This window comes from Niveispirillum sp. GW835-FHT14G11 (genome assembly GCF_058793615.1).
The window spans coordinates 154,147-177,593 of record NZ_JBXAFZ010000009.1; the positions used below are offsets into that span (position 1 = coordinate 154,147).

The 23,447-nt window shown below is 67.6% G+C and carries 25 protein-coding genes; 14 read left to right on the forward strand and 11 right to left on the reverse strand.

Going from position 1 to position 23,447, the window contains the following annotated elements; genetic code table 11:
• Position 1: 1 nt before the first annotated feature.
• From AC1Q7F_RS17695 to AC1Q7F_RS17715, 5 genes are all read left to right on the forward strand, one after another.
• Complete coding sequence (locus AC1Q7F_RS17695) at positions 2 to 424, forward strand: c-type cytochrome (protein ID WP_492509218.1); 423 nt, start codon at positions 2 to 4, stop codon at positions 422 to 424.
• Between the two features lie 119 nt (positions 425 to 543).
• Positions 544 to 1,647: an MlaE family ABC transporter permease gene (locus AC1Q7F_RS17700; RefSeq protein WP_492509220.1), complete on the forward strand. Its 1,104-nt coding sequence runs from the start codon at positions 544 to 546 to the stop codon at positions 1,645 to 1,647.
• A gap of 2 nt (positions 1,648 to 1,649) precedes the next feature.
• Complete coding sequence (locus AC1Q7F_RS17705; RefSeq protein ID WP_492509222.1) at positions 1,650 to 2,435, forward strand: ABC transporter ATP-binding protein; 786 nt, start codon at positions 1,650 to 1,652, stop codon at positions 2,433 to 2,435.
• The gene (locus tag AC1Q7F_RS17710) at positions 2,432 to 3,403 is read left to right on the forward strand and encodes an MlaD family protein (protein WP_492509224.1); all 972 of its coding nucleotides are present in this window, start codon (positions 2,432 to 2,434) and stop codon (positions 3,401 to 3,403) included. The genes AC1Q7F_RS17705 and AC1Q7F_RS17710 overlap by 4 nt, the downstream gene beginning before the upstream one ends.
• A gap of 1 nt (position 3,404) precedes the next feature.
• Positions 3,405 to 4,013 (forward strand): PqiC family protein, encoded by a 609-nt coding sequence (locus AC1Q7F_RS17715; protein ID WP_492509226.1) that lies wholly within the window; start codon positions 3,405 to 3,407, stop codon positions 4,011 to 4,013.
• 28 nt (positions 4,014 to 4,041) lie between these two features.
• Here AC1Q7F_RS17715 and AC1Q7F_RS17720 read toward each other — a convergent pair whose 3' ends face one another.
• Together AC1Q7F_RS17720 and AC1Q7F_RS17725 are read right to left on the reverse strand one after the other, a co-directional pair.
• A complete protein-coding gene (locus AC1Q7F_RS17720) occupies positions 4,042 to 4,536 on the reverse strand; it encodes a hypothetical protein (protein ID WP_492509228.1) in 495 nt (164 codons plus the stop codon).
• Positions 4,537 to 4,545: 9 nt separating this feature from the next.
• Positions 4,546 to 4,809: a hypothetical protein gene (locus AC1Q7F_RS17725; protein ID WP_492509230.1), complete on the reverse strand. Its 264-nt coding sequence runs from the start codon at positions 4,807 to 4,809 to the stop codon at positions 4,546 to 4,548.
• 126 nt (positions 4,810 to 4,935) lie between these two features.
• Here AC1Q7F_RS17725 and AC1Q7F_RS17730 point away from each other — a divergent pair, with 126 nt between their 5' ends.
• From AC1Q7F_RS17730 to AC1Q7F_RS17740, 3 genes are all read left to right on the forward strand, one after another.
• Positions 4,936 to 5,700 carry a methyltransferase domain-containing protein gene (locus tag AC1Q7F_RS17730; protein WP_492509232.1) on the forward strand — a complete coding sequence of 255 codons (765 nt, stop codon included), beginning with the start codon at positions 4,936 to 4,938 and terminating at the stop codon, positions 5,698 to 5,700.
• A gap of 147 nt (positions 5,701 to 5,847) precedes the next feature.
• Complete coding sequence (locus AC1Q7F_RS17735; RefSeq protein WP_492509234.1) at positions 5,848 to 6,201, forward strand: hypothetical protein; 354 nt, start codon at positions 5,848 to 5,850, stop codon at positions 6,199 to 6,201.
• Between the two features lie 125 nt (positions 6,202 to 6,326).
• The gene (locus tag AC1Q7F_RS17740) at positions 6,327 to 7,349 is read left to right on the forward strand and encodes an NAD(P)H-dependent flavin oxidoreductase (protein WP_492509236.1); all 1,023 of its coding nucleotides are present in this window, start codon (positions 6,327 to 6,329) and stop codon (positions 7,347 to 7,349) included.
• A gap of 10 nt (positions 7,350 to 7,359) precedes the next feature.
• Here the strand turns inward: AC1Q7F_RS17740 and AC1Q7F_RS17745 are convergent, their stop codons facing one another.
• From AC1Q7F_RS17745 to AC1Q7F_RS17760, 4 genes are all read right to left on the reverse strand, one after another.
• The gene (locus AC1Q7F_RS17745; RefSeq protein ID WP_492509238.1) at positions 7,360 to 7,911 is read right to left on the reverse strand and encodes a DUF924 family protein; all 552 of its coding nucleotides are present in this window, start codon (positions 7,909 to 7,911) and stop codon (positions 7,360 to 7,362) included.
• A 114-nt stretch (positions 7,912 to 8,025) separates the two neighbouring features.
• Complete coding sequence (locus AC1Q7F_RS17750; RefSeq protein WP_492509240.1) at positions 8,026 to 9,291, reverse strand: CCA tRNA nucleotidyltransferase; 1,266 nt, start codon at positions 9,289 to 9,291, stop codon at positions 8,026 to 8,028.
• Positions 9,292 to 9,295: 4 nt separating this feature from the next.
• Positions 9,296 to 10,573 carry a DUF2336 domain-containing protein gene (locus tag AC1Q7F_RS17755; RefSeq protein WP_492509242.1) on the reverse strand — a complete coding sequence of 426 codons (1,278 nt, stop codon included), beginning with the start codon at positions 10,571 to 10,573 and terminating at the stop codon, positions 9,296 to 9,298.
• 19 nt (positions 10,574 to 10,592) lie between these two features.
• Positions 10,593 to 12,257, reverse strand: a complete 1,665-nt coding sequence (locus tag AC1Q7F_RS17760; protein ID WP_492509244.1) for a sensor domain-containing diguanylate cyclase — start codon at positions 12,255 to 12,257, stop codon at positions 10,593 to 10,595.
• Positions 12,258 to 12,366: 109 nt separating this feature from the next.
• On the opposite strand from AC1Q7F_RS17760, the gene AC1Q7F_RS17765 reads away from it, so the two are divergent.
• The 4 genes from AC1Q7F_RS17765 to AC1Q7F_RS17780 all read left to right on the forward strand — a co-directional run bounded on the left by AC1Q7F_RS17765 (position 12,367) and on the right by AC1Q7F_RS17780 (position 17,923).
• Positions 12,367 to 13,116, forward strand: coding sequence for a pyrimidine 5'-nucleotidase (locus tag AC1Q7F_RS17765; protein WP_492509246.1), 750 nt, complete (start codon positions 12,367 to 12,369; stop codon positions 13,114 to 13,116).
• A 119-nt stretch (positions 13,117 to 13,235) separates the two neighbouring features.
• A complete protein-coding gene (gene dapD, locus AC1Q7F_RS17770; protein ID WP_492509248.1) occupies positions 13,236 to 14,081 on the forward strand; it encodes a 2,3,4,5-tetrahydropyridine-2,6-dicarboxylate N-succinyltransferase in 846 nt (281 codons plus the stop codon).
• Between the two features lie 4 nt (positions 14,082 to 14,085).
• The gene (locus AC1Q7F_RS17775; RefSeq protein ID WP_492509250.1) at positions 14,086 to 14,472 is read left to right on the forward strand and encodes a VOC family protein; all 387 of its coding nucleotides are present in this window, start codon (positions 14,086 to 14,088) and stop codon (positions 14,470 to 14,472) included.
• Between the two features lie 112 nt (positions 14,473 to 14,584).
• Positions 14,585 to 17,923 carry an SIS domain-containing protein gene (locus tag AC1Q7F_RS17780; RefSeq protein ID WP_492509252.1) on the forward strand — a complete coding sequence of 1,113 codons (3,339 nt, stop codon included), beginning with the start codon at positions 14,585 to 14,587 and terminating at the stop codon, positions 17,921 to 17,923.
• 112 nt (positions 17,924 to 18,035) lie between these two features.
• On the opposite strand, the gene AC1Q7F_RS17785 is transcribed toward AC1Q7F_RS17780, so the two are convergent.
• The 5 genes from AC1Q7F_RS17785 to metX all read right to left on the reverse strand — a co-directional run bounded on the left by AC1Q7F_RS17785 (position 18,036) and on the right by metX (position 21,244).
• Positions 18,036 to 18,509 (reverse strand): MaoC family dehydratase, encoded by a 474-nt coding sequence (locus AC1Q7F_RS17785; RefSeq protein ID WP_492509254.1) that lies wholly within the window; start codon positions 18,507 to 18,509, stop codon positions 18,036 to 18,038.
• 79 nt (positions 18,510 to 18,588) lie between these two features.
• Positions 18,589 to 18,894, reverse strand: a complete 306-nt coding sequence (locus AC1Q7F_RS17790) for a lipopolysaccharide assembly protein LapA domain-containing protein (protein ID WP_492509256.1) — start codon at positions 18,892 to 18,894, stop codon at positions 18,589 to 18,591.
• A gap of 135 nt (positions 18,895 to 19,029) precedes the next feature.
• Entirely contained in the window at positions 19,030 to 19,170 is a 141-nt protein-coding gene (locus AC1Q7F_RS17795; protein WP_416573542.1) for a hypothetical protein, read from the reverse strand.
• Positions 19,171 to 19,385: 215 nt separating this feature from the next.
• The gene (metW, locus tag AC1Q7F_RS17800; RefSeq protein ID WP_492509258.1) at positions 19,386 to 20,021 is read right to left on the reverse strand and encodes a methionine biosynthesis protein MetW; all 636 of its coding nucleotides are present in this window, start codon (positions 20,019 to 20,021) and stop codon (positions 19,386 to 19,388) included.
• Between the two features lie 8 nt (positions 20,022 to 20,029).
• Positions 20,030 to 21,244, reverse strand: a complete 1,215-nt coding sequence (gene metX / locus AC1Q7F_RS17805) for a homoserine O-acetyltransferase MetX (RefSeq protein ID WP_492509260.1) — start codon at positions 21,242 to 21,244, stop codon at positions 20,030 to 20,032.
• Positions 21,245 to 21,418: 174 nt separating this feature from the next.
• Between metX and AC1Q7F_RS17810 the strand changes: the two genes are divergently transcribed.
• Together AC1Q7F_RS17810 and hisC are read left to right on the forward strand one after the other, a co-directional pair.
• Entirely contained in the window at positions 21,419 to 22,285 is an 867-nt protein-coding gene (locus tag AC1Q7F_RS17810; RefSeq protein WP_492509262.1) for a chorismate mutase, read from the forward strand.
• Positions 22,286 to 22,336: 51 nt separating this feature from the next.
• Complete coding sequence (gene hisC / locus AC1Q7F_RS17815; protein ID WP_492509264.1) at positions 22,337 to 23,434, forward strand: histidinol-phosphate transaminase; 1,098 nt, start codon at positions 22,337 to 22,339, stop codon at positions 23,432 to 23,434.
• The last annotated feature ends 13 nt before the right edge of the window (positions 23,435 to 23,447 follow it).

A 23,447-nucleotide genomic window follows, 5' to 3' on the forward strand; every position in this document is an offset into this window, starting at 1 on the left:
GATGAGAAAGCAGATCATTGCGGCCGGTATTGTGCTGGCCCTTCTTCCTGCCAGTGTCCATGCGGCGGATTCCGCCCAGGCGACGGCCACCAAACATGCCAACCTGCTGGGCTATACCAAGTTCCCGCAGCGGGATGGCGAGGCGCTGTACAAGGCGGTCTGCGCCGGCTGCCATATGCCCGATGGCAAGGGCGGCACCGGGGCGGGTTTCTATCCCGCCCTGGCCGACAATGGCAATCTGGCGGCCTGGGCCTATCCGGCCCTGCTGATCCTGAACGGGTCGAAGGCCATGCCCAGCTTCCGCCACGAGATGGATGACGAACAGATCACCGCCATCGTCACCTATATCCGCACGCATTTCGGCAACAAGTATGAGGACCCGGTGCCGGCGGAAGAGTTGAAGGCGCTGCGCGAGGCGAAGTAGCGGGCATCACTCTCCTTAATAATTTCAACCGCTATCCTGGGAACCCAATGCCTGCCCCGCCCGTTGTACACCAAAAGACGGAGCGCCCGTGGCGTTGCGTCGACGGCCAGGGATGACAAATGGAGAATGGGTTGCGGCGTGAGGGCGATGTGCTGGTGCTGACGGTGCCCGACGGGGGCATCGGCGCCGACCGGCTGGCCCGACCGCCGGACGAGGTGGACCTGCCCGCCGGCGGCGTCACCACGCTGCGGGTGGAAGGGCCGGCGGAGTGGAAATGGGGAACGGTGGACGCCGCCTTCCTGGCCGCCTTGCTGCGCCGGCTGCGCAAGCATGGGGCAGAAATCAAGCTGGAAGGCGTCCCGCGTGAAATGGCCAGCCTGCTGGCGCTGGCGGGCGACGGGGCGGACCCACCGGCGGAGAAGCCGCCGCCCGGCCTGCGCAAGCGGCTGGGCCTGTGGGCGCTGGGTGAATGGGCGGAACTGAAGGCCATGCTGACCCTGATCGGGGAGCTGGTGCTGCGCCTGCCGCGCTTCATGGCCGGAAAGGCCAAGGTGCGCCGGAACGAGGTGATCGATGTGCTGGCGGAAAGCAGCACGCGGGCCCTGCTGATCGTCGGGATCGTCAACCTGCTGATGGGGGCGATCCTTGCCTTTGTCGGGGCGGTGCAGCTGCGGGCCTTCGGGGCCGGCATCTATGTGGCCGATCTGGTGGGCATCGCGTCGGTGCGCGAGCTGGCGCCGGTAATGACCGCCATCGTGCTGGCCGGCCGCACGGGTGCCAGCTTCGCCGCCCGCATCGCCACCATGCAGGGCAATGAGGAGATCGACGCCCTGATCACCCTGGGCATCCCGCCGGAGGAGTTCCTGGTGCTGCCACGGGTGGTGGCCCTGGCCCTGCTGATGCCGCTGCTCTATGTCTATGCCTGCGCCGTGGCGCTGCTGGGTGGGATGATGGTGGCGGTGCCGATGATGGACATCACCGTCACCGGCTATATGGTGGAAACCCAGGCTGCCGTCAAAAGTGCGAATTTCGCCATCGGCGGCACCAAGGCGCTGGTGTTCGGAGCCATGGTGGCGCTGATCGGCTGCCGCTGTGGCCTGCGCGCCGGGCGCAGTGCGGCGGATGTCGGCCAGGCCACCACGTCGGCCGTGGTCAATGCCATCGTCGCCATCATCGCCGTGGACGCGGTCTTCGCCGTCTGCGCCAACGCGCTGGACATCTGACTATGGCGGAGACGGCACGGATCAGCGTGAAGGACGTCGCCGTTGGCTATGGCGGCAAGCCGGTGCAGAGCGGCATCGACCTGGAGATCGCGCAGGGCGAGATTTTCGCCATTGTCGGCGACAGCGGATCGGGCAAGAGCACGCTGCTGAAAAGCATGGTCGGGCTGCTGCGCCCGCTGAAAGGTCACATCCTGTTCGACGGCAAGCCGTTGGAACGCGACCTCCAACCTGGCGAGGACAGGGGCCCGCCGCCCTTCGGCATCCTGTTCCAGGGCGGGGCGCTGTGGAGTTCCATGACCCTGCTGGAGAATATCCTGATGCCCATGGAGATGCATGGCCATGCCGAACCGGCGGCGCGCGAGGCGCTGGCCCGGTTCAAGCTGGCCCTGGTCGGGCTGGCGGGGCATGAGGAACGGCTGCCGGCCAGCCTGTCGGGCGGCATGCGCAAGCGTGCGGCCCTGGCCCGCGCCCTGGCGCTGGACCCGTCAGTGCTGTTCCTGGACGAACCGTCGGCCGGGCTGGACCCGCTGTCGTCGCGCCGTCTGGACGAACTGATTCTGACCTTGCGCGACGGGCTGGGCATCACGGTGGTCATGGTGACGCATGAGCTGGAAAGCCTCTACGCCATCGCCGACCGCATGCTGTTCCTGGACGGGGAGGAACACAAGCCCACGGCCCTGGGCCCACCCGCCGAGCTGGCGCGCGACGCCGACAGCGACAAGGTCCGCGAATTCCTGTCCCGGCACGGCCTGTCCCCCCATGCTTCGCAGACGGAGGCATCATCGTGAAGCGACCCAGCCCCACCGCCATCGGCGCCTTCGTGCTGGGCGCCCTGCTGCTGACCGCGGCGGCCGTCGCCTTCTTCGGCGGCAGTACCTTGTGGGCGCAGCGCCTGCAGGCGGTCAGCTTCTTCGACAGTTCCGTGGCCGGCCTGCAGATCGGCGCCCCCGTCACCTTCCGCGGGGTGCGGGTGGGGTCGGTGGAAAGCATGGGCGTGCATGTCAATCCACAGACCCAGAGCTTCATCATCCGCGTCGGCATGGATATCGTGCCGGGCACCGTGGCCACCTTCGGTTCCGATCTGCCGGACGAGGGCGACGACCTGGTGCCGATGCTGGTGAAGAAGGGCCTGACGGCCAAGCTGGTGATGCAGAGCTTCGTCACCGGCCAGCTGATGGTGGAACTGGATTTCCGGGAAAATGGCCGGGTGGTGGAGGCCGCCGGGCGCGACACGCCGCAGATACCCACCGTGCCCACGGACCTGGAGGCCTTCACCCAGCAGCTGGAGCGCGTGAAGCTGGATGAGACCATCGCGTCCTTCCAGAAGGCGCTGGATGCCGTCACCGACACCCTGGCCCAGCCGGAATTCAAGCAGACCATCGTGGAATTGCCGGCCCTGCTGGTGCAGCTGCGCCAGACCCTGGCGACGGTGGAGAATGAGGTGACGGCTGTGTCCGGCACCGCGCGCGGCGGCATCGACAGGAGCATGGCATCGATGGACCAGACCATGGCGTCGCTGCGGTCGCTATCGAAGACACTGGAGAAGGAGGTCACGGCCACTGGTGCGGCGGCTCGCGTCACCATGGACCGCGCCGACACCGCGCTGGACGGTGCCAACGCCCTGCTGGACCCGCGCGGGCGCACCGCCGTGCAGATCCAGCGGGCCGTGGACGATCTGGCCACCACGGCCGCCCGCCTGCGCAGCCTGTCCGAACGTGTCGACCGTGATCCCAGCACCCTTGTCCGGGGGAGATGACATGATGATGACCCGCCCGCTGCGTTCCCTGCTGCTGCTGTCCGGCCTGCTGGCGCTGGGCGCCTGCGCGTCCAACCCGCCGGCACTGCTGGCCCTGCCGGCGGCGGGACCGCCGGCCATGACCCCCGCTCCGGGTGCCACCACCACCGTGCTGCTGCGGCCGGTCCGGATACCGGGATATCTCGACGGATTGACGGTGGTGACGCGCCGGGCCGGCGGGGAGGTCGTGGTGGCCCCCGGTACCGAATGGGCGGAACGGCTGGGTGATGGCACCACCCGCGTGCTGGCCGGTGCCCTGGACACGCGGCTGGGGCCGGGCAATCTGCTGATCGAAGGCGATGGCCGCATCCCCGATGCCGATCTCAGCGTGGAGATCATCCGCATGGATCCGGCCGATGGCCGCCTTGTCCTGCTGGCCCGCTGGACCCTGGTGGGCAGCCGGGGGGAACCCCGCGCCGTCCGCGCGGGCAGCGAGGAGGTGGCGGTGGGGCTGTCCGGGAATGCCCCCGCCGACGTGGCCGGGGCCACGACGCAGGCCCTGTCGGGACTGGCCGACCGGCTGGCCGGCGCGGTCGCGTCCTTCCCGGTGCAGGCGGACCCCAGGCGCTGACACGCGGTTTCAATCGCCGACGGCGCGGTCACGCCAGCGCGATCACGCCGCCGGGGTCGCGGGCGGCTTCCGCCAGGATGAAATCGGCCAATATCTGGCACAGGGGATCATCATCGCCCGCCGCCCCGGAACTGACGCCCAGGCAGCCCAGATAAAGCGGCTGCGCACCACCCGGCGCCAGCAGGGCGCGCGACCCCTTGTAGGCGCACAGGCCGGGGAAGCCGGCAAGCTGCGGATTGAACCCCTCTCCCCAGATGTCGGAGCCATAGCCGATCTGCACCGCCGTCGCGGCCTTGGCCAAGGCCGTGCGGTCGGCCGTCAGCACCGTGCAGGGATCGGCATAGGACAGCACCACGCGACCCATCGGATTGACCAGGCAGAAGGAAAAGCGGCCCAGCGACTTGCCCGCCGCGAAGCTGAAGAAGTGGGGCAGGAAGGCCGGGTTGAAATCGGCCAGCAGCACAGGCACGCCGGGCGTGTCCTTGGCAATGCGCACCAGGGTCCGGAACGGGGCGGGGATCATGTCTATTCCTCAGGAGAAGGCGGTGAACTTGGCGAACATGTCGGCAAAGGTCAGCCGCGTGTCGATGCCGGTATAGATGCGCTGGGGGCGGCCACCAGGGACGGGGATGTAACCGCCATCATCGCCGGGCAGCAGGTCGCCATGTTCGATCAGTTTCAGGCGTCCTGCGATGCGGGGTTTCAGCCGGACCGCCTCCGCCAGTCCGGTCAGCCCGGCCAGCAAGGCCCGGCGCGATGGGGCATGCCCGGACCCTGTGCCAAATCCCGCTTCCATACCCCGCTCCCGCTTCTCAGGTTGAGGGCGTATTTATCATACTTTTCGGGAACGCCAACCGCGTAAGTCTTGCCCCGCCTTCCACTTCGCGTCACCATATGGAAAAAGCGCGCAATGGAGGACCGGATGCAATGGAACCCCGATCTCTATGAGCGTTATCGCGCGCTGCGCGAACGCCCCGGTCGCGACCTGCTGGCCGCCATCCCGCCCATCGCCGCGCGTGCCCTGGTCGATCTGGGCTGCGGGACGGGGTACCTGACCCGGCAGCTGGCTGACCTGTTCCCCGCCGCCGCCGTGATGGGGCTGGACAGCGACCCCGCCATGCTGGCCAAGGCGGGGCGGGAAGCATCCCGTATCGACTGGCAGCGGGGCGACATCGCCGAGTGGCGGCCCGATATGCCGCCCGATCTGATCTTCTCCAACGCCGCCCTGCACTGGCTGCCGGACCATGAGGCACTGTTCACGCGGCTGGTGCGGCAGCTGGCGCCGGGCGGGGTGCTGGCCGTGCAGATGCCGGACAATGTCGCCGCCCCCTCCCATCGGCTGCTGCTGGACCTGGCGGGGCGGGAGCCCTGGGCGCCGAGCCTGACCGGGGCGCTGCATCATGGATCGGTGCTGAGTGCCGCCGATTACTGGCGGGTGCTGCGCCCGCACTGCGCCAGCGTCGATATCTGGCACACCGACTATCTTCAGGAGCTGGAGGGGGATGACCCGGTGCTGGAATGGGTGTCGGCCACGGCGCTGCTGCCGGTCATGGCCCGGCTCTCGGGCGCTCTGGCCGCCGACTTCCGTGCGGCCTATGGCGTGGCATTGCGAGAGGCCTATCCGCGCGAGGCGGATGGCAGCACCCTCTTCCCCTTCCGGCGTATTTTCATCCTGGCCCGGATTTAGGATACTGAATGGGGGCGTCAAGATGTCCCTCAGGCGCCGGGCGCCCACTTCCGTGGGCTTGGGCTTACGCGACCATGGGGTCGCGGGCGCTCGTACCGCGCCAACCCACCTGGCGGTGGGTATTGGTTCAAGGAGCGGGGGCAGACAATGCCGTTGAACGTGCTGGAAGTGACGATCTTCGCCATGGTGCTGTCGGGCGGCGACCCGCTGGTCTGCACGAGGCAGGAGGGGACGGAGGAGATGATCCTTTGTTCCAACGGCCAGGTGGCGCGGCTGGATCAGGACCGTATCACCTTCAAGGATCAGGTCGCCGTGGTGAAATTCCCCGACGGCACATTGACCTTCTCCAACGGCATCCGTTCCCACTGGGGCAGTGCCGGCTGGGTGCAGTTCTCCAACAAGATCTCCATCCGCCGCAACACCGATGGCAGCTTCAAATCCAGCACCGGACTGGTCTGCCGGGAATTGTCCAAGGACAAGGCCAACTGCCAGAAGAGGTGAGCGGGAGAGGGCGTAAGCGGATGCCGAGCATGCGGGGACGGGTCAGCCCCTTGACCCTTCACCTTGCGAACGGTAGTGAACCCGATCCTGTGGTTTGTTTTTGTATGCAAGGGGCCCCCGCCGCCATGTCTTCCGCACGTCAGCATCTGGATCAGCTCTGGTCGCGGGGCCGCGATTTTCTCGGCACCGACCTCGCCATCATGGGCGGTGCCATGACCTGGGTGTCGGATCGCAATCTGGTGGCGGCCATTTCCAATGCCGGCGGTTTCGGCGTGATCGCGTCCGGCTCCATGTCGCCCGACCTGCTGCGCGCGGAGATCCGTGGCACGCAGGCCCTGACCACCCGGCCCTTCGGCGTGAACCTGATCACCCTGCATCCGCAGCTGGAACAGCTGGTCCAGGTATGCCTGGAGGAGAAGGTGGGCCATATCGTGCTGGCCGGCGGCCTGCCGCCCGGCACGGCGATCAAGGCCGCCAAGGATGGCGGCGCCAAGGTCATGTGCTTCGCCCCGGCCCTGGTCATCGCCAAAAAGCTGATCCGCAGCGGCGCCGACGCCATCGTCATTGAGGGCAGCGAGGCTGGCGGCCATATCGGCCCCGTCTCCACCTCCGTCCTGGCGCAGGAGATATTGCCGGAAATCCGCGATGTGCCGGTCTTCGTGGCCGGCGGCATCGGGCGGGGGGAGGCCATCCTGTCCTATCTGGAGATGGGGGCGGCCGGCGTGCAGCTGGGCACCCGCTTCGTCTGCGCCACCGAATGCCGCGCGCATCCGAAGTTCAAGCACGCCTTCATCCGCGGCAATGCGCGCGATGCCATCGCGTCCGTGGCCCTGGACAGCCGCTTCCCGGTGATCCCCGTGCGGGCATTGCAGAATGAAGGCACCAAGCGCTTCATGGATAAGCAGCGCGAGGTGATCGGGCGGTTCGACCGTGGGGAGCTGGACCAGAAGGAAGCCCAGCTGGAGATCGAGCATTACTGGGCCGGCGCGCTGCGCCGCGCCGTGATCGACGGCGATGTGGAAAACGGTTCGCTGATGGCCGGGCAGTCGGTGGGCATGGTCACGCGCGAACAGCCGGTGGCGGAGATTCTGGCCGACCTGGTGGCCCAGGCCGAGGGGGCGGTGGCGGCGCGGGGCGTGGCGGCGTAGGGCGCCGCCCTCAGAATCCCGACCCCGGCATGGCCAGATACGCCAGCTCCGCCTCCGTACTCTCCCGCCCGAGAACCTTGTTGCGGTGGGGGAAGCGGCCGTACTGGGCGATGACCGCCAGGTGGCGGCAGGCATAGTCCAGCAAGGCGGGGTCGCGGGTGCGGTTGGCGAACAGGCGCACGGCCAGGCGCTGATCCTCGATCTGTTCGGAATGTTCGAACGGCAGATAGATGAACAGGCGCTGGTCTTCCGGCAGCATCAAATCCTGTTCGCGCGCGATGGCGTCGGTGGCGATGGCCAGGGCCAGAGGGTCGGTGGCAAAGGCGCGGGCCGTGTTACGGAACATGTTGCGCGGCGCCTGGTCCAGCAGGATGCACAGGGCCAGCACCCCTTCCGGTGCCTCCGCCCAGTCGGCCAGATCGCCATTGCCGGCGGCCAGATGGGCGGCCAGCAGATGTTTGGTCACGGCCACGTCGAAATCCGGCCCGCCGCCGAACCATTTGGCCGGCCCCGCCTCCTGAAACCAGAAGGCCAGCACGCCATCGATGTCACTGGCCCGCATTTCGCGTCTCCCAGGGTCCGGATGCCGACTGTTGCCCGCGTCCGCCAATAACCAAGTGATGCCGCGACCGCGCCCCCGTGTCCAGGGGCAGCATGGCGCAAAAGTCCAGGCTGTTCATTCCCGGGCCTGCCGGTCGGCGATGCGGCGGGCCAGTTCGGCCAGGCACTCTTCGCGCGTGGGACGGTATTCGCGGGCGGCCCACCAGCCCTCCACCCCGGCCAGCATCACCCCCACCTCCGGCCCCGGCGTGATGCCCTGTTCCAGCACGTCGCGGCCCTTCAGCGGGAAGGGCACCACGATCCACACCGCCGCCTCGGCCAGGGCCTCCAGCAGTTCCACGGCCGGTGTGCCGCGCGTGGCCGCGGACAGCAGCAGCAGGTCGCGATAGGTCTCCGGCCCCAGCTTCTGCAGCGCATGTCGCCGGCTGGTCACCGTCAGGTCGGGATGGACATCCACGGGCGGGGCGCACAGGCCTAGCAGATAATCGCGGTTGGTGTTGGACAGCCGCAAACGCTCCGCCGCATCGGCCGCCGCCGACAGGCCGGTGGGCAGCAGGGCCGCCAGATGCGCCATGGGATGCGCCTCCCCCACCAGCCATTCCAGCCGGTCGAGTGCGGCCAGCCTTGTCAGGTTCATGGCCTGGGGCAGGATCTGGGCCACCACCCCGCATTCCATCATCAGGCGCCAGACCTCCACCATCCGGTCCTGGGCCAGGATCTTCATCACCTCCTGCTGCACCCGCTCTCCCGACAGCGACGGCAGCAACGGCGCCATGGTGACACAGGCGGCCACGGCGTCCGGATCGGGCCTTGCCTGACCGAAGCGGGCATGGAAGCGGAAGAAGCGCAGGATACGCAGCACATCCTCGGCAATGCGCTCCCGCGCTTGGCCGATGAAGCGCACGCGGCCGGCCTTCAGGTCGCGCACCCCGGCGAACGGGTCGTACAACTCCCCCTCCGGCGTCAGCGACATGGCATTGAAGGTGAAGTCGCGGCGCGACGCATCCTCCAGCCAATCGTCGGTGAAGGCGACGGTGGCGTGGCGCCCATCCGTTTCCACATCCCGGCGCAAGGTGGTGATCTCGAACGACGATCCTTCGGTCAGGGCCGTCACGGTGCCATGGTCAATGCCGGTGGGGATGACGCGGATGCCGTCCTGGCGCAGGCGGCGCATCACCTCGTCCGGGGGCAGGGGCGTGGCGATGTCGACATCGGCCGCCTGGATGCCCAGGATTGCGTCACGCACGCAGCCGCCGATGAAGCGCGCCTCCTGCCCGGTGCGCATCAGCGACTGCATGACCCGGCGCGCCGCCGTGCCCGCCATCAGCCCCACGGGGCCGGGATGGAGGGGGGCGGTATCCGGATCAGCGGCGCCGCTCATGGCCTCATGCCTTCAGCCCGAAGAATTCCAGCTGCCAGTTCATCTCGCTGTCCGACATCGGATAATGCGTGCCGTCACGCGCGTTCAGCACCGATGTCGGCGGGATGTTGGCGATACGCAGCTGGATCTGCCGGCACAGCCGCATGGACAGCTTGGCCCGCCAGCACAGGGCGGTGACGCCGCGCGCACTCTGCCCGCCGATGATCTTGTCCACGGCGTCCAGCGGGATGTTGGAGCGCACCGACAGGGCCGCCAGCACGAAGCCGCGGTCGCCCTGGGTCAAGGCGGCGGCCACCATATCCTCGTCCAGCTTGCCGGCGGCATGTGCCTTCTTGGCCCGTTCCATGGGCCGTTCCTTGGGCGCTTCCTCCGCCTCGTCCTCGGCGATGCCCAGCGGTTCGGCACCGCCGCCGCGGTTGGCGGCGCGGGCGCGTTCCTGCACGGCGTTGCGTACGGCGGTGCGCACGTCGGGCGGCAGGTCGACGCGGTTTTCCAGCACCTTCATCAACTGTTCGGACACGAAGCCGACAATGCGGGCGGCGGCCTTGGGCGGCAGGGCGGGGCGGCGCACCAGGGGGCCGTGCCAGGGCTCGAACTTCGGGGCCATGTCGATGATGCGGTCCAGCGTCTCCTCGCGGATCTGGGCCGATGCATTGCCCAGCAGGGCCGCTACCGCCGCTTCGCTCTGCGTGCGGGCCACGGCCTCCGACACACCGCCGGACAGCCCGGCGCGCTGGGCGATGGCCACCAGTTTGCCGTCCATCGGCTGGCTGCCGATGATCGACAGCAGGTCGTCGTCGGTCAGCAGCGGCGAATGGCGCAGGACGGGGCCGGAAACCGACAGTTCCAGGTCGCGGGCCAGTTGCTGGATCAGGTGCGGCGGGGCACCCGGCTGGTCCTTCAGCGTGTCGGCCACCACCCGGCGCACGGCGATGGCCTGATCGCGGGCCAAAGCCTCCACAATGTCCATGGTCATGCGTTCCAGCTGCCCCACCCGGTCGGCGGGCAGCGACGGCACCAGCAGGGCGATCTTGGCCGCCAGACCGGACCGCACCTCCTCGTCCGGATCGCCGCAGAGCAGCAGGTCGGCCTGGCGCGGGGTGGCGTTGTTGCGGGCGATCTCGCGCCGCACCTCCGCACTGGTGTCATTGGCCAGATAGAAAAGGATTTCCGGCTGCATGTCGGCGCGGGCGGCGATGATGCGACGCTGGCCCGCATCATCGCTGGCCGCCAGCTTCTTGGCGGTATCGTAATCCATGGGGGTGGGGGAGTTGCCCTTCATCGCGGACCCGTGCCTGTTCTCATCCCGCCGCCAGCGCCGGGGCCAGGGCCCGATGGCCCTTGCCCATACGCTTGGCAGCATACATACCCTGGTCGCCCCGGTCGACAAGGCCCTGCGCCGCTTCACCCGACCCGCCGCGATAGAGGGCGATGCCCACCGACACGCCCAGCGGCTTTTCCGGAGAGGCAGACAGCGGGCGCAGGAACTCCGCCGCCTCGCGCAGCAGCCGGTCGGCCACGGCGATGGCCTGTTCCTCATCGACGCGGTCGACCCACAGAACGAACTCGTCCCCGCCCAGCCGTCCGGCCAGGTCGCCGGCGCGGGCCAGACGGGCAATCAGCTCGCCCACGGCGCGCAGCACATCATCGCCGGCCCCGTGGCCCAGCTTGTCGTTGACCGCCTTGAAATTGTCGAGATCGAAATAGAGCAGGGCGGATGCGCCGCCGGTCTGCTTGTCCAGCCGTCCGTCCAGCAGTTCCATGAAGGTACGGCGGTTATAGAGGCCGGTCAGGCCGTCGCGCTCCGACAGGGTCTTCAGGCGTTCCTGATAGCGGGCCTGGGCCACGGCCACGCCCACCTGGTCGGCGATGGCCTGGATCATGGAGAAATCGTCCTCGTTCCATTCCTGGCCGTCGCCGCGCCAGACCAGGATGGCGCCATTCACCTCATGCCGGAACAGGGTGCGGGTGGCCAGCATGCCGTAACCGGCCACCATGGTGGTGCCCGGATCGGGCCGGGTCGCCACCTGTTCCAGGAAGGGGGCGATGGCGTCGGCAATGTCCACGGGCATGGCCAGCTGTGCTGCCGCTTCCATGAACGCATCGCCAGTGCGGGCATAGAGGCGGGCGCCGCCCGACCCCGTGGCATTCACCGCCACGCCCACCGCGATCTCCAGCGTCTTGCCGGGATCGACATCGTCGCGGGTGGAGGACACGATATAGCCCAGATATTTCTCGCGCAGGCGGACCTGGGCCAGTTCCATGCCCTTGACGCGCGCCTCCGTGATGTCGCGGCAGGCGCCGCGCGCCCCGATCCAGTCGCCCTGCGCCCCGATCAGCGGCACGGCGGACGAGATCAGGCAGGCCGCCTCCCCATCCTTGCCCCGCAGCCAGACCTCCGTCCGTTCGATCGCCACGCCGGTATCGAAGGGCAGCGGCTGGTCGGCGAAATCGGACAGCACGAATTCCGACGGGTGCCGCCCGATCAGGTCGTCAGGATGATAGCCGATGGCACCGGCGGCGGAGACAAAGACGAAGCGCCCGTCCGGCCCCACCTCCCAGGCGAAATCGGACGAGATATCGACCAGATCCTTGTAGCGCTGGCGCGATTCCGTCAGGGCGTGGCGCAGGCGGCGTTCCAGCGTCACCTCCCGCCCCAGGCACAGCACGCTGCCGCCGGGCAGCAGCACGGTATTGAACTCCACCACGCCCGGCCCGCTACCCGTCTCCACCGGCACCGACCGGTGCGGTTCGGTCTGCGGCCCGCCCATGGCCGCCCAGCGGCCGATCTCCGCCAGCCAGCCATCATGGCGTTCCGCCAGCAGGCGCGCAGCGTCGTTCAGCACCAGCGGCCGCCCCTGCGCATCCAGCGCCAGACCGGGGCCGGGCCAGCCATCCAGCAGGGCCGGCAAAGCCACGCTCTCGACGGAGCCGGAGGCCATTACGGAACCGGAAAGGGATGACAAGGCGGGGGCGCTCCCGTGGTAACCAATCTCGCTGATCCAGTGGTAACGCACCGGAGCCTTGCGGTCCATTGCGCTTGCGGTCATATCGAGGGTTGATCATGTTACGATCATGACAAACGCATCCAAGCCCGCCGCCGCCCTGCCTATCGCGATCTCCGCCGACCCTTTTGGCCATGTGGACCATTGGGTCTTCGACCTGGACAACACGCTTTATCCCGCGCGCTGCAACCTGTTCGCCCAGGTGGATGTCCGCATCACCGACTATATCGCCCAGGCCCTGGGCCTGGACCGGGAGACGGCGCGCATCAAGCAGAAGGATTATTACCGGCGCCACGGCACGTCCTTGCGCGGGATGATGATCGACCATGGTATGGAGCCGGCAGAGTTCCTGGCCTATGTCCATGATATCGACGTGACGCCGGTCGATCCCTCACCCTTGCTGGCCGCCTCGCTGAAGGCGCTGCCGGGGCGCAAGCTGGTCTTCACCAACGGGTCGGTGCGCCATGCGGAGAATGTGCTGGCCCGGCTGGGCGTGGCCGACCATTTCGACGGCATTTTCGACATTGTGGCCGCCGATTACGTGCCCAAGCCCGACCCTGCGCCCTATGCCACCATGATCCGTCGCTTCGGCCTGAAGCCGGATCGGGCCGCGATGGTGGAGGATCTGCACCGCAACCTGCTGCCGGCTGCGGCGGCCGGGATGACCACGGTCTGGGTCCGTACCGACAGCGAGTTCTCTCATCCCGACCTGAAGCCGGGTGCGGTGAAGCCTCTACCCGACCATCCCGGTGAGCATGTGCATCATGTGATCGAGGATGTGGAAGTCTGGCTGGACGGGTTGACGCGGCACCTGCGCTAAGGCTTTGCGAACGGTCGTGCGGGCATGGGCGCCTTGCGGCGGCCCGCGTTGACAGGTCCGGCGGGCGCGGCCCAAAGTCGCCGCCAACTTCGCCCACCCATGACAGGGACTGCCCCGCAATGACCAGCCACGCCGACCTTGCCCGCATCATCGACCAGGCCTGGGAAGACCGGGCCACGCTCGGCTTTTCCACCGAAGGGGACGTGCGCGACGCCGTCAACCGTGCGCTGTTCCTGCTGGATGCCGGTGATGCCCGCGTGGCGGAGAAGCGGGACGGTTCCTGGCAGGTGAACCAGTGGCTGAAAAAGGCCGTGCTGCTGTCCTTCCGCCTGAACGACAACACCATGATCGCCGGAGCGCCGGGCGGGGCCTTCTGGTGGGACAAGGTGCCGTCCAAGTTCGAAGGCTGGGACGAGAATGCCTGGCGCCAAGCCGGCTTCCGCGCCGTGCCGGGCAGTGTCGTCCGCCGCAGCGCCTATGTGGCGCCGGGTGTGGTGCTGATGCCCAGCTTCGTCAATGTCGGCGCCTTCGTGGACAAGGGCACCATGGTCGATACCTGGGCCACGGTCGGGTCCTGCGCCCAGATCGGCCGGAATGTGCATCTGTCGGGCGGCGTGGGTATCGGCGGCGTGCTGGAGCCGTTGCAGGCCGGCCCGGTGATCATCGAGGATGATTGCTTCATCGGCGCCCGGTCGGAAGTGGTCGAGGGCGTGATCGTGGAGCAGGGGGCCGTCCTGTCCATGGGCGTGTTCATCAGCGCCACCACCAAGATCATCGACCGCTCCACGGGTGAGGTGTTCGTGGGCCGCGTGCCCGCCTATTCCGTCGTGGTCCCCGGCAGCCTGCCCGGAAAACCGCTGCCCGACGGCACGCCGGGTCCGTCCCTGTCCTGCGCGGTGATCGTCAAGCGCGTGGATGCCCAGACCCGGTCCAAGACCTCGATTAACGACCTGCTGCGCGACTGATCCCATGGCTGCCATCGGCGCCCTGACCCTGCTGGTGCATGATTATGACCAGGCCATCGCCTGGTATCGCGACAAGGCGGGCTTTACGCTTGTGTCCGATACCGACCTGGGCGGGGGCAAGCGCTGGGTGCTGATGGCGCCAAGGGGTGCAGTGGAAACGCGCCTGCTGCTGGCCCGGGCGGTCGGGCCCGAGCAGGACGCGCAGGTGGGATGCCAGGCCGGCGGCCGGGTCTTCCTGTTCCTGCATACCGACGATTTTGCCCGCGACCATGCGGCGATGAGGGCGGCGGGCGTGGTGTTCCTGGAGGAACCACGGCACGAGGCCTATGGCAGCGTCGCGGTGTTCCAGGACCTGTATGGCAATAAGTGGGATTTGCTGCAGCTTCGTTGACCCATTCCCGGTCACCGCAATTCCGCCCCTTTCGTCAGCCAAATCCACATTATTTGCACCGGGCGGAGCCTCGGGGTATCAACACAGCGTATCTTTACGAAGGATTGCGGACATGTGCGGCATTGCGGGCTTTCTGTCGAACCTGACCTGGCACCGGGACCATGATGTCGCCTGGATCGCCCTGCTGGCCGACAGTTTGCGCGATGCCGGCATCGACAATCCCGCCGGCATCGACGCGGTGCTGGACCAGTTGCATGCCCGTTTCGACGATCTGATGGCGTTCGCCACGCATCTGGCCCTGGTGGAGCGCGCCGACCTGCGTGACCGGCTGTCCCAGGCCGCCAGCCGGATCGAGGGGCTGGAAGCGGAACTGAAGGCCAGCGCCATCGCCCGCGATCCGGCGGCCGAGCGCACGGCCGAGCGGCTGCGCGATTATGGCTGGCAGCTGCGCAACGAGGTGCTGACCAATATCGACCGCACCCTGTCGCTGATCGGCGGCATCCCGGCCCCGGCCCGCGCCCAGCATTTCACCGCCTGGGCCACCGAACAGGTGCTGGAGAATCTGGACCGGCTGGAGGTGCGTGGCCGCGACAGCGCCGGCCTGTCGATCCAGCTGCGGCTGCCCGGTCCCCTGTCGGACGGGCAGGTGGCCGATTGGCGCCGGCAGGCGGTTTCGGCCGGGCGGGACACGTCCGATGCCGATGGTGCCGTCAGCTTCCACAGTCTGGCCGATGGCGGGGCCACGGCGCGCTTCACCTATAAGGTGGCGCAGCTGATCGGCCAGCTGGGCGATAATGGCGCCACCATCCGGGCCAAGCTGCGGGCCGACGGCCTGTTCTGGTCCATCGCGGCGCGGGCCGATCAGGTGGGCATCCTGGCGCATACGCGCTGGGCCTCGCACGGGGCCATCAACCTGTCCAACTGTCATCCGCAATCGGGCCGGCTGGCGGGCGACAATGTCCCCGTGCTGGCGCCCGATGCCGATGTGATGGCCGTCCTGAATGGCGATATCGACAATTATCGCGGGCTGAAGGATGGGCTGGTCCGGGCGGCGGGGCATGAGGTGCCGGCACATGTCACCACCGATGCCAAGATCATCCCCGTCACCTTCCGCCTGACACCGGGCCGGAATACCGGCGACCGGTTCCTGTCGGCGCTGCGCCAGTTCGAAGGGTCGGTGGCCATCGGCCTGTTGCACCCGACGGAGCCGCAGCACCTTTATTTCGGGCAGAAGGGCAGCGGCCAGTCGCTGTTCCTGGCGCAAGTCCGCGATGGGTTGATCGTGGCGTCGGAGAATTATGGTCTGGCGCCGCGCGCCCGCGCGTCGATTGCCATGGCCAAGGTGGAAAAGGGCGGGCTGTCCGTCACCTTGTCCACCCTGGACGGTGAGCCGGCGCTTTGTGCCCGCACCATCGATGACGGGGCGGTGACGGAGCTGAAGCCCGAAACCATCGAGATTTTCAGCCGCGACATCTTCCGCGGCGACTTCGCGCATTTCTTTGAAAAGGAAGTGCATGAAAGTGCGGGGTCGGTGCGCAAGACGCTGGTCGGCCGTTATACCCGCCAGGGCCGCGCCGCCAGCTTTGACCTGGGTGCCGACGGTATCTGGGCGGGCCTGCGCCGCCGCTTGGCCGACCCGGCCCGGCCCGCCATCCGCCGTATCTTCGTGACGGGCCAGGGCACGGCTGCCATCGCCGGCATGGGTGTCGCCCATCTGCTGCGCCAGGCGCTGCCCGGCACGTCGATCCATGTGGAGGCGGCCAAGGCCTCGGAACTGTCGTCCGACCTGGACGGGGCCAAGCTGGACGATGCCATCGTCATCGCCATCAGCCAGTCCGGCACCACCACCGACACCAACCGCACCGTCGATCTGGCCCGCGCCGCCGGCGCCTGGATCCACGCCATCGTCAACCGCCGTAACAGCCCGCTGGTCCGTAAATCCGACAGTCACCTGTTCACCAGCGACGGGCGCGATATCGAAATGGCGGTGGCCTCCACCAAGGCCTTCTACAGCCAGGTGGCGGCCGGCAAGCTGACGGCGCTGTGCATCGCCGACGCGCTGGGCACCCTGTCACCCACACAGATCCATGACGAGCTGGTGGCGCTGGAGGGCCTGCCGTCCCGCATCCAGGAAGTGCTGGACGATGAAGCCCAGATCGCGGCCTGTGCCGAACGCTACGCCCCGCAGAACCGCTATTGGGCCGTGGTGGGCAATGGTCCCAACAAGATCGCGGCGGAAGAGATCCGCATCAAGCTGTCGGAGCTTTGCTACAAATCCATTCCTGTGGATTTCACCGAGGACAAGAAGCATATCGACCTGTCCACCGAACCGCTGACCCTGGTCATCGCCAACGATTTGCCGCCGCTGCTGGCCCAGGACACGGCCAAGGAAGTGGCGATCTTCAAGGCGCATGCCGGCAAGCCGCTGGTCATCGCCGCCAAGGGGGAGACCTGCTTCGACACCTATGCCGAAGCGGTGATCCGCGTGCCGTCGGCCGGAGCCGGCCTGGATTTCGTGCTGGCCACGGTGGTTGGCCATCTCTGGGGCTTCCACGCGGCGCGTGCCATCGACCGCCGGTCGCAGGGTTTCCGCGCCCTGGGCGTTTCCATCGAACAGGCGCTGGTTGAGGCGGACCGGCCGCTGGCCCCCATCGTCGATGCCATTGCCGTGGAGATGCGGCGCATCGCCGAGGGTGAGCAGGATGCCGCCTTGCCGCCGCGTGCCGTGGCGCAGCTGGCCGCCCTGTCCACCGCCCTGGCCAATGCCGATGCCGGCAGCCGTGCCACCCTGCTGACCGGTGGGGTCGAGCTGGCGCGCAAGCTGTTCGAGGAGACCAGCCGTCCCGTCGACACCATCCGCCACCAGGCCAAGACGGTCACCGTCGGCATCTCCCGCCCCGCGCGGGAAATTGCGCCGTCGATCCTGTCCACCCTGTCGGCGCTGGGCGTGTCGCATGAGGCGCTGGCCGAATCGGACCGGCAGACGCTGATCGCCTTCTCCTCGGTCCTGACCAATGTGGCCGGTGGTATCCTTTATGCGCTGAAGGGGGAGGTGCTGACCGCCGGTGCGCGCGTCGGCGTGTCGGAGGGGCGGCCGTCGGGCTATGATGGCGGGCGGGTCGCCACGGGCAGCAAGCGCCGCGCCCTGCGCCTGGGCCGCGTCATCTTCTCCGCCGGTAACAAGGCGACCGAGAATCTGGTGTTGATCCCGGTCTTTGCCGGGGCCGACTGGCGCGTGGCCGGGCTGGCCATGCTGCATACGGAGCTGATGGCGCAGGCGTCGTTGCAGCAGAAGACGGCCTTGCTGAAGGAACTGCACCTCTATGAGGATCTGTTCGACGCCTATCACGATGTCATGCATGGCGAGGACCGCGACTTCGCCGCCTTCATCGCCGCGGTCAGCCCGCGCGACCTGCTGTTCCGGGGGGCCGGGGATGTGGTGAAGGGGTAGTTTTCGCGCTTCCTCAGGCGCCGGGCGGGCGCATCCGCGCCCTTGGCTTCACGCCGCACGAGCGGCGCGGCGGCAGTCGCCGCCGGCGCGGTTTCGGTGAACCCAAACCGCTCTATGCCTTGACCATCATGGCCAGCCATTCGGCGGCCAGCGCCGGCTTGTCCGATCCTTCGACCTCCACCACCACGCCATAGCGCATCAGGGTCTGGCCCGGCCCCTTGGCCTCCACGGCCAGCAGGGTCAGAACGGTGCGGATGCGCCGGCCGCTATGCACGGGCGTGATGAAGCGCAGCTTGTCGAAACCGTAATTGAAGCTCATGCCCGTGCCGGCCAGCGGCGGCAGCATCTGCATGCCGACAGCACCCAGCAACGACAGGGTCAGGAACCCGTGCGCCACCGTACCGCCCAGCGGCGTGGCAGCTGCGCGGACCGGATCGACATGGATGAACTGATGGTCACCCGTCAGGTCGGCGAACCGGTCGATCATGCCCTGGTCCACCACCTGCCAGTCCGACCGGGCCAGTTCCGTGCCGATCCGCGCCTGATATTCGGCCAGCGTCAGTGCCGGCTGTTTCGGTTCCGTCATCGCCTATTTTCCCTTCCCTAAAATTCAAACACTTGTTTCAGGGCATTGTCGGCGTGATATGCGGCGATGGCAACAGGCATCAGCGTGGAGGCTGGATAGTGGCGGCGCTGCTGGCGCGGGCGGCGTCGAGTTCCTTTTGCAGCCGGTCGGCGCGGGCCTGATGCTGGCGGGCATTGCGGCGGTGGCTGTGATGGCCCAGCCAGACGGTCAGCCCGCCCGCGAAGAAGCCCACCACCAGCGTGACCAGCACCAGGGCAAAGGCCGGCACCTCCACCGTCCCGACCAGGGGCCAGAGGGCCAGTTGCACCGGCAGCAGGTTCGACACGGCAAACGAAATGGCCAGGGCCGTCAGCGGCAAAGTGAGGATCCAGGACAGATAGCGCACGGTGATATTCCCGTCTGGTGGCGGCAAGTGAACAAGAAAACGGCCCCAGGCGATGCCGGGGGCCGTGTAAGGATAGCAGAAACTAAGCGGAACAGGGCAATGGGTGGGGCGGCACGGAGAGACCGCCCCCACCCCTCACATCATCGCCGCCCCGACAAGCAGGGCCAGCGACAATCCCATCAGGGCCGTGGATACATATTCCAGCCGTTCCAGGCGCTGGCGCGCGCGGCGCAGGTTGCCGGCCATGTCGGCATAGGCGCGTTGGGGTCGGAGCATGTTGTCGGCCTCCCGTCTCTGTGGCGCCGCCTGTCCGAAGACGGGGCCAGGGTCCAAAAGGGCCGGTCCGGCACCAAGGGGGCGGGGAATGCGCTGGGGGGCTGTATTGTCACCCACTTGCCGCCGAACCGTCACAAAAGACTGCACCCAAAAGCGGTAGGGGGCAAGGGGGAAAGTTCGTTTATAACCTTCTGTATGGTTTTAACGAAATTTCCTTAGCTGCGTTGCAGCAAGAAGACGGCCTGCACGCCAAGCCAATTGGCGCGGACGCTGTCCGCCGGGGCGGGCACGGGCCGGTCGTCGGCACCCAGGATCAGGCTGCGTTCGATATCGACGCCCATATCCTGGCACAGCGCCACCATGTCGGCGATGGTGCAAAAGTGGATATTGGGCGTCTCGTACCATTCATGGCCCAGCCGGTCGGTCACCGGCATCCGCCCGCGCAGCAGCAGGTCGGTCCGCACCCGCCAATAGCCGAAATTGGGCACCGACACGATGGCATGCCGGCCGATGCGGACCAGATGGTCCAGCACCTTGCGCGGATGGCGGGTGGCCTGCAGGGTCTGTGACAGGACCACATAGTCGAACCCGCCGCTGGGATAATCCTTCAGGTCGGTGTCGGCATCGCCCTGGATCACGGCCAGGCCGCGCGCCACCGATGTCCGCACCCCGTCCATGGACAGTTCGATCCCGCGCCCGTCCACCTGCTTGCGATGGACCAGGGCGTGCAGCAGTTCCCCGTCGCCGCAGCCGACATCCAGGACACGGGCACCGGGTTCCACCCAGTCGACGATGCTTTCCAGATCGCTGCGGATGGACGAGGTGGGGGGCAGCAGGGAGGTCACGGCCATGGTCCTGTTCACTCCACCTTGGCGGCCAGGCCGCGCCGGGCGGCATGGCCCTCGATGAAGCCTCTCGCCACCTGGTAGAATTCCGGCACATCCAGCAGGAAGGCGTCGTGGCCCTTGTCGGTCTCGACCTCCACGAAGCTGACATTGGCCGCCACGGCGTTCAGCGCGTGGACGAGGGCCCGGCTTTCAGGTGTGGGGAACAGCCAGTCGCTGGAAAAACTGATGACGCAGAATTTCACCGGCGTGCCGACGGGGCGCCCGTCCGGACCCTTCACCCGGAAAGCATTGGCCAGCACCCCGCCATGGTCGGCCGCCAGGTCGAAATAATCCATGGCGCGGGTGATATAGAGATAGGAATTGGCGTCGAACCGCTCGACGAAGCTGATCCCCTGGTAGCGCAGATAGCTTTCCACCTGGAAATCGGCATCAAAACCGAAGGTGATCGACTTGCGATCCTGCAGGTTGCGCCCGAACTTGCGGTGCAAGGCCGGTTCCGACAGATAGGTGATGTGCGCCGCCATGCGCGCCACCGACAGGCCCTTGGTCGGGCGCGTGCCCTGGTTCAGGTAATCGCCCTGGCGCCAGTCGGGGTCGGCCATGATGGCCTGTCGCCCCACCTCATGGAAGGCGATGTTCTGGGCGCTGTGCCGGGCGGCCGTGGCGATGGGCAGGCAGCAATAGACCTTGTCGGGATAGCTGACGGCCCATTGCAGCACCTGCATCCCGCCCATCGACCCGCCGATGACGCAGAACAGCTGGTCGATGCCGAAACTGTCCACCAGCATCTTCTGGGCCCGCACCATGTCGGCGATGGTAATGACGGGGAAATTCAGCGCCCAGGGTTTGCCTGTGACCGCGTCGATCTCCTTCGGCCCCTCGCTGCCCATGCAGCCGCCGATGACGTTGGCGCAGATGACGAAGAACCGGTCGGTATCCACGGGCCGGCCGGGGCCGATCATCAGGTTCCACCAGCCCTGCTTGCCCGTCACCGGATGCGGTTCGGCCACATACTGGTCGCCGGTCAGCGCATGGCAGACCAGCACGGCGTTCGACCGGTCGGCATTCAGCGTGCCATAGGTGCGGTAGGCTAGGCGGAACCCGGCCAGCGTGCCGCCGCCATCCAGTTCCAGCGGCTGTTCGGTGCCCAGGCGCAGGAAGCCTGCCCGGCTGGAACTGGCGGCTTCGCTGGGGTCCTGGCTGTGCGTGTCGAATGCCGCGGTCATGCTTGCCGATTATCCCGTCAGGTCGTGCGACCCGGTATGGCAAACCCGTCTCGGGCCTGCCGTGCTGGGGGACAAGAGCTATGAACGGGGCCGGCGGGTGTCAATGTTTTCTTTGATTTCGAGAGGGCATCCCGCCTAATACTATCCGCCCCGAAGGACCCGAGCCCGGCCCTCATGCCCACCAAACCGACTTTGGACGACTTGCGCCGCCAGATCGACACGATCGATGCGGAGATCCATATGCTGCTGATGCGCCGTGCGCAGGTGGTGGAGGAGGTGGCCAAGGTCAAGCCGCCCGGCCGACCCTATATCCGCCCCGGCCGCGAGGCGGAGATCGTCCGCAATCTGGTGGAGCGGCATTCCGGTGCCTTTCCGCTGGATGCGGTGGTGCGCATGTGGCGCGAGATGATCGCGGCACTGACCCGCATCCAGGGCCCGCTGGCCGTGGCCGTCGTCTGCCCGGGGGAGGCGATCAGCCCGCTCTGGGATAATGCCCGCGATCATTTCGGGTCCACCACCCCCGCCTTCCCGGTGAACACCCCCATGGCGGCCCTGCGCGCCGTGTCAGAGGGGACCGCCACGCTGGCCGTCGTTCCCTGGCCGGAGGAGGATGATAACGACCCCTGGTGGCGTTACATCCTGTCGCCCGACCCCAAGACACCGCGCATCATCGCCCGCCTGCCCTTTCTGCGCACGGTGGGGGAGACGGTGGGGCGCGAGGGTGGCGACGCCCTGGTCCTGGCCGCCGTGCCCATGGAGGCCACCGGCGACGACCGCACCCTGCTGGCCGTGGAGGTGACGCAGGATGTCAGCCGTGGCCGGTTGAAGGATGTGCTGGAAGGGTCCGGCTTCGCCACCTTGCAGCTGCGCACCCACCATCTGCCCGGCGGCGGCGGTGCCGTGCATATGGTGGAGGTGGAAGGCTTCGTGCCGCTGGACGATCCGCGTCTGGCCGCCACGTTGCAGCGCCTGGGCGACAATGCCTCCAGCGTGCTGCCCATCGGCGCCTATGCCACGCCGGTGACCCTGCCCAAGGGGTGACAGGGCGCTTCCCATGCCTTCCCATACAGAGCTCCTTCCCGAAGGTGCCCCATGAGCGGTCCGATTCCCAATCCCGGCATCCTGGATATCGCCCCCTATCTGGGTGGGGAGGCGCATGCACCGGGGGCGCATCGGCTGATCCGGCTGGCATCGAACGAAGGGGCGCTGGGCCCCAACCCCAAGGCGGTGGCGGCCTATCAGTCGCTGGCCGGCGAGATTCACCGTTATCCCGACGGCAGCGCCATGGGCTTGCGCGACGCCATCGGCCGGCGCCATGGCTATGATCCCGCCCGCATCGTCTGCGGTGCCGGGTCGGACGAGCTGTTGCAGCTGCTGACCAGATGCTATGCCGGGCCGGGGACGGAGGTGCTTTATTCCCGCCACGGCTTCCTGATCTATCCCATCGCCGCCAAGTCGGTGGGCGCCATGCCGGTCGCCGCACCCGAATCGGGCTTGAGGGCCGATGTCGATGCCATTCTGGCGCGGGTGAATGAACGCACGCGCATCGTGTTCATCGCCAATCCCAACAATCCCACCGGCTCCTATCTGACGGCGCCGGAAATGGCGCGGCTGCATGCCGGGCTGCCCGCCCATGTGCTGCTGGTCATCGATGCGGCCTATGGCGAATATGTGCGCCTGAACGATTACAGCACCGGGGTAGAGCTGGTGGAGCGCTTCCCCAATGTCGTGATGACCCGCACCTTCTCCAAGATCCATGCCCTGGGCGGCGTGCGGCTGGGCTGGGCCTATTGTCCGGCCGGTGTCGCCGATGTGCTGAACCGCGTGCGCGGGCCCTTCAACATCTCCTCCAGTGCCATCGCGGCCGGCATCGCCGCCATGGAGGACGGGGAGTTCGTGGAACGCAGCCGGGAGCTGAACGAGGCCAACCGCGCCTGGTTCGTGGCGCAGGTCCAGGCCCTGGGCCTGACCGTCCATCCCTCCATCGCCAATTTCGTCCTGGTCGATTTCAGCGGGCAGCAAGGCCCGAAGGCCGACCCGGAGGCCGCGCGGCAATTGCTGAAATCACGCGGCATCCTGGTGCGCCAGATGGGCGCCTACGGGCTTGGCCACTGCCTGCGCATCACCATCGGCCTGAAAGAGGAGATGGAGCAGGTGGTGAAGGGGCTTTCGGATTGGGTGCGGGGATAGGCCGGGAGGGCGG

Bases quoted from the DNA above. Each gene is read 5' to 3' on its own strand.
- AC1Q7F_RS17765 (WP_492509246.1), top strand. From the start codon at position 12,367: ATGACAAACGCATCCAAGCCCGCCGCCGCCCTGCCTATCGCGATCTCC.
- hisC (WP_492509264.1), top strand. From the start codon at position 22,337: ATGAGCGGTCCGATTCCCAATCCCGGCATCCTGGATATCGCCCCCTAT.
- dapD (WP_492509248.1), top strand. From the start codon at position 13,236: ATGACCAGCCACGCCGACCTTGCCCGCATCATCGACCAGGCCTGGGAA.
- metX (WP_492509260.1), bottom strand. From the start codon at position 21,244: ATGACCGCGGCATTCGACACGCACAGCCAGGACCCCAGCGAAGCCGCC.
- AC1Q7F_RS17775 (WP_492509250.1), top strand. From the start codon at position 14,086: ATGGCTGCCATCGGCGCCCTGACCCTGCTGGTGCATGATTATGACCAG.
- AC1Q7F_RS17785 (WP_492509254.1), bottom strand. From the start codon at position 18,509: ATGACGGAACCGAAACAGCCGGCACTGACGCTGGCCGAATATCAGGCG.
- AC1Q7F_RS17755 (WP_492509242.1), bottom strand. From the start codon at position 10,573: ATGAAGGGCAACTCCCCCACCCCCATGGATTACGATACCGCCAAGAAG.
- AC1Q7F_RS17725 (WP_492509230.1), bottom strand. From the start codon at position 4,809: ATGGAAGCGGGATTTGGCACAGGGTCCGGGCATGCCCCATCGCGCCGG.
- AC1Q7F_RS17705 (WP_492509222.1), top strand. From the start codon at position 1,650: ATGGCGGAGACGGCACGGATCAGCGTGAAGGACGTCGCCGTTGGCTAT.
- AC1Q7F_RS17810 (WP_492509262.1), top strand. From the start codon at position 21,419: ATGCCCACCAAACCGACTTTGGACGACTTGCGCCGCCAGATCGACACG.
- AC1Q7F_RS17750 (WP_492509240.1), bottom strand. From the start codon at position 9,291: ATGAGCGGCGCCGCTGATCCGGATACCGCCCCCCTCCATCCCGGCCCC.
- AC1Q7F_RS17740 (WP_492509236.1), top strand. From the start codon at position 6,327: ATGTCTTCCGCACGTCAGCATCTGGATCAGCTCTGGTCGCGGGGCCGC.
- metW (WP_492509258.1), bottom strand. From the start codon at position 20,021: ATGGCCGTGACCTCCCTGCTGCCCCCCACCTCGTCCATCCGCAGCGAT.
- AC1Q7F_RS17745 (WP_492509238.1), bottom strand. From the start codon at position 7,911: ATGCGGGCCAGTGACATCGATGGCGTGCTGGCCTTCTGGTTTCAGGAG.
- AC1Q7F_RS17795 (WP_416573542.1), bottom strand. From the start codon at position 19,170: ATGCTCCGACCCCAACGCGCCTATGCCGACATGGCCGGCAACCTGCGC.
- AC1Q7F_RS17780 (WP_492509252.1), top strand. From the start codon at position 14,585: ATGTGCGGCATTGCGGGCTTTCTGTCGAACCTGACCTGGCACCGGGAC.
- AC1Q7F_RS17735 (WP_492509234.1), top strand. From the start codon at position 5,848: ATGCCGTTGAACGTGCTGGAAGTGACGATCTTCGCCATGGTGCTGTCG.
- AC1Q7F_RS17715 (WP_492509226.1), top strand. From the start codon at position 3,405: ATGATGATGACCCGCCCGCTGCGTTCCCTGCTGCTGCTGTCCGGCCTG.
- AC1Q7F_RS17695 (WP_492509218.1), top strand. From the start codon at position 2: ATGAGAAAGCAGATCATTGCGGCCGGTATTGTGCTGGCCCTTCTTCCT.
- AC1Q7F_RS17730 (WP_492509232.1), top strand. From the start codon at position 4,936: ATGCAATGGAACCCCGATCTCTATGAGCGTTATCGCGCGCTGCGCGAA.
- AC1Q7F_RS17700 (WP_492509220.1), top strand. From the start codon at position 544: ATGGAGAATGGGTTGCGGCGTGAGGGCGATGTGCTGGTGCTGACGGTG.
- AC1Q7F_RS17720 (WP_492509228.1), bottom strand. From the start codon at position 4,536: ATGATCCCCGCCCCGTTCCGGACCCTGGTGCGCATTGCCAAGGACACG.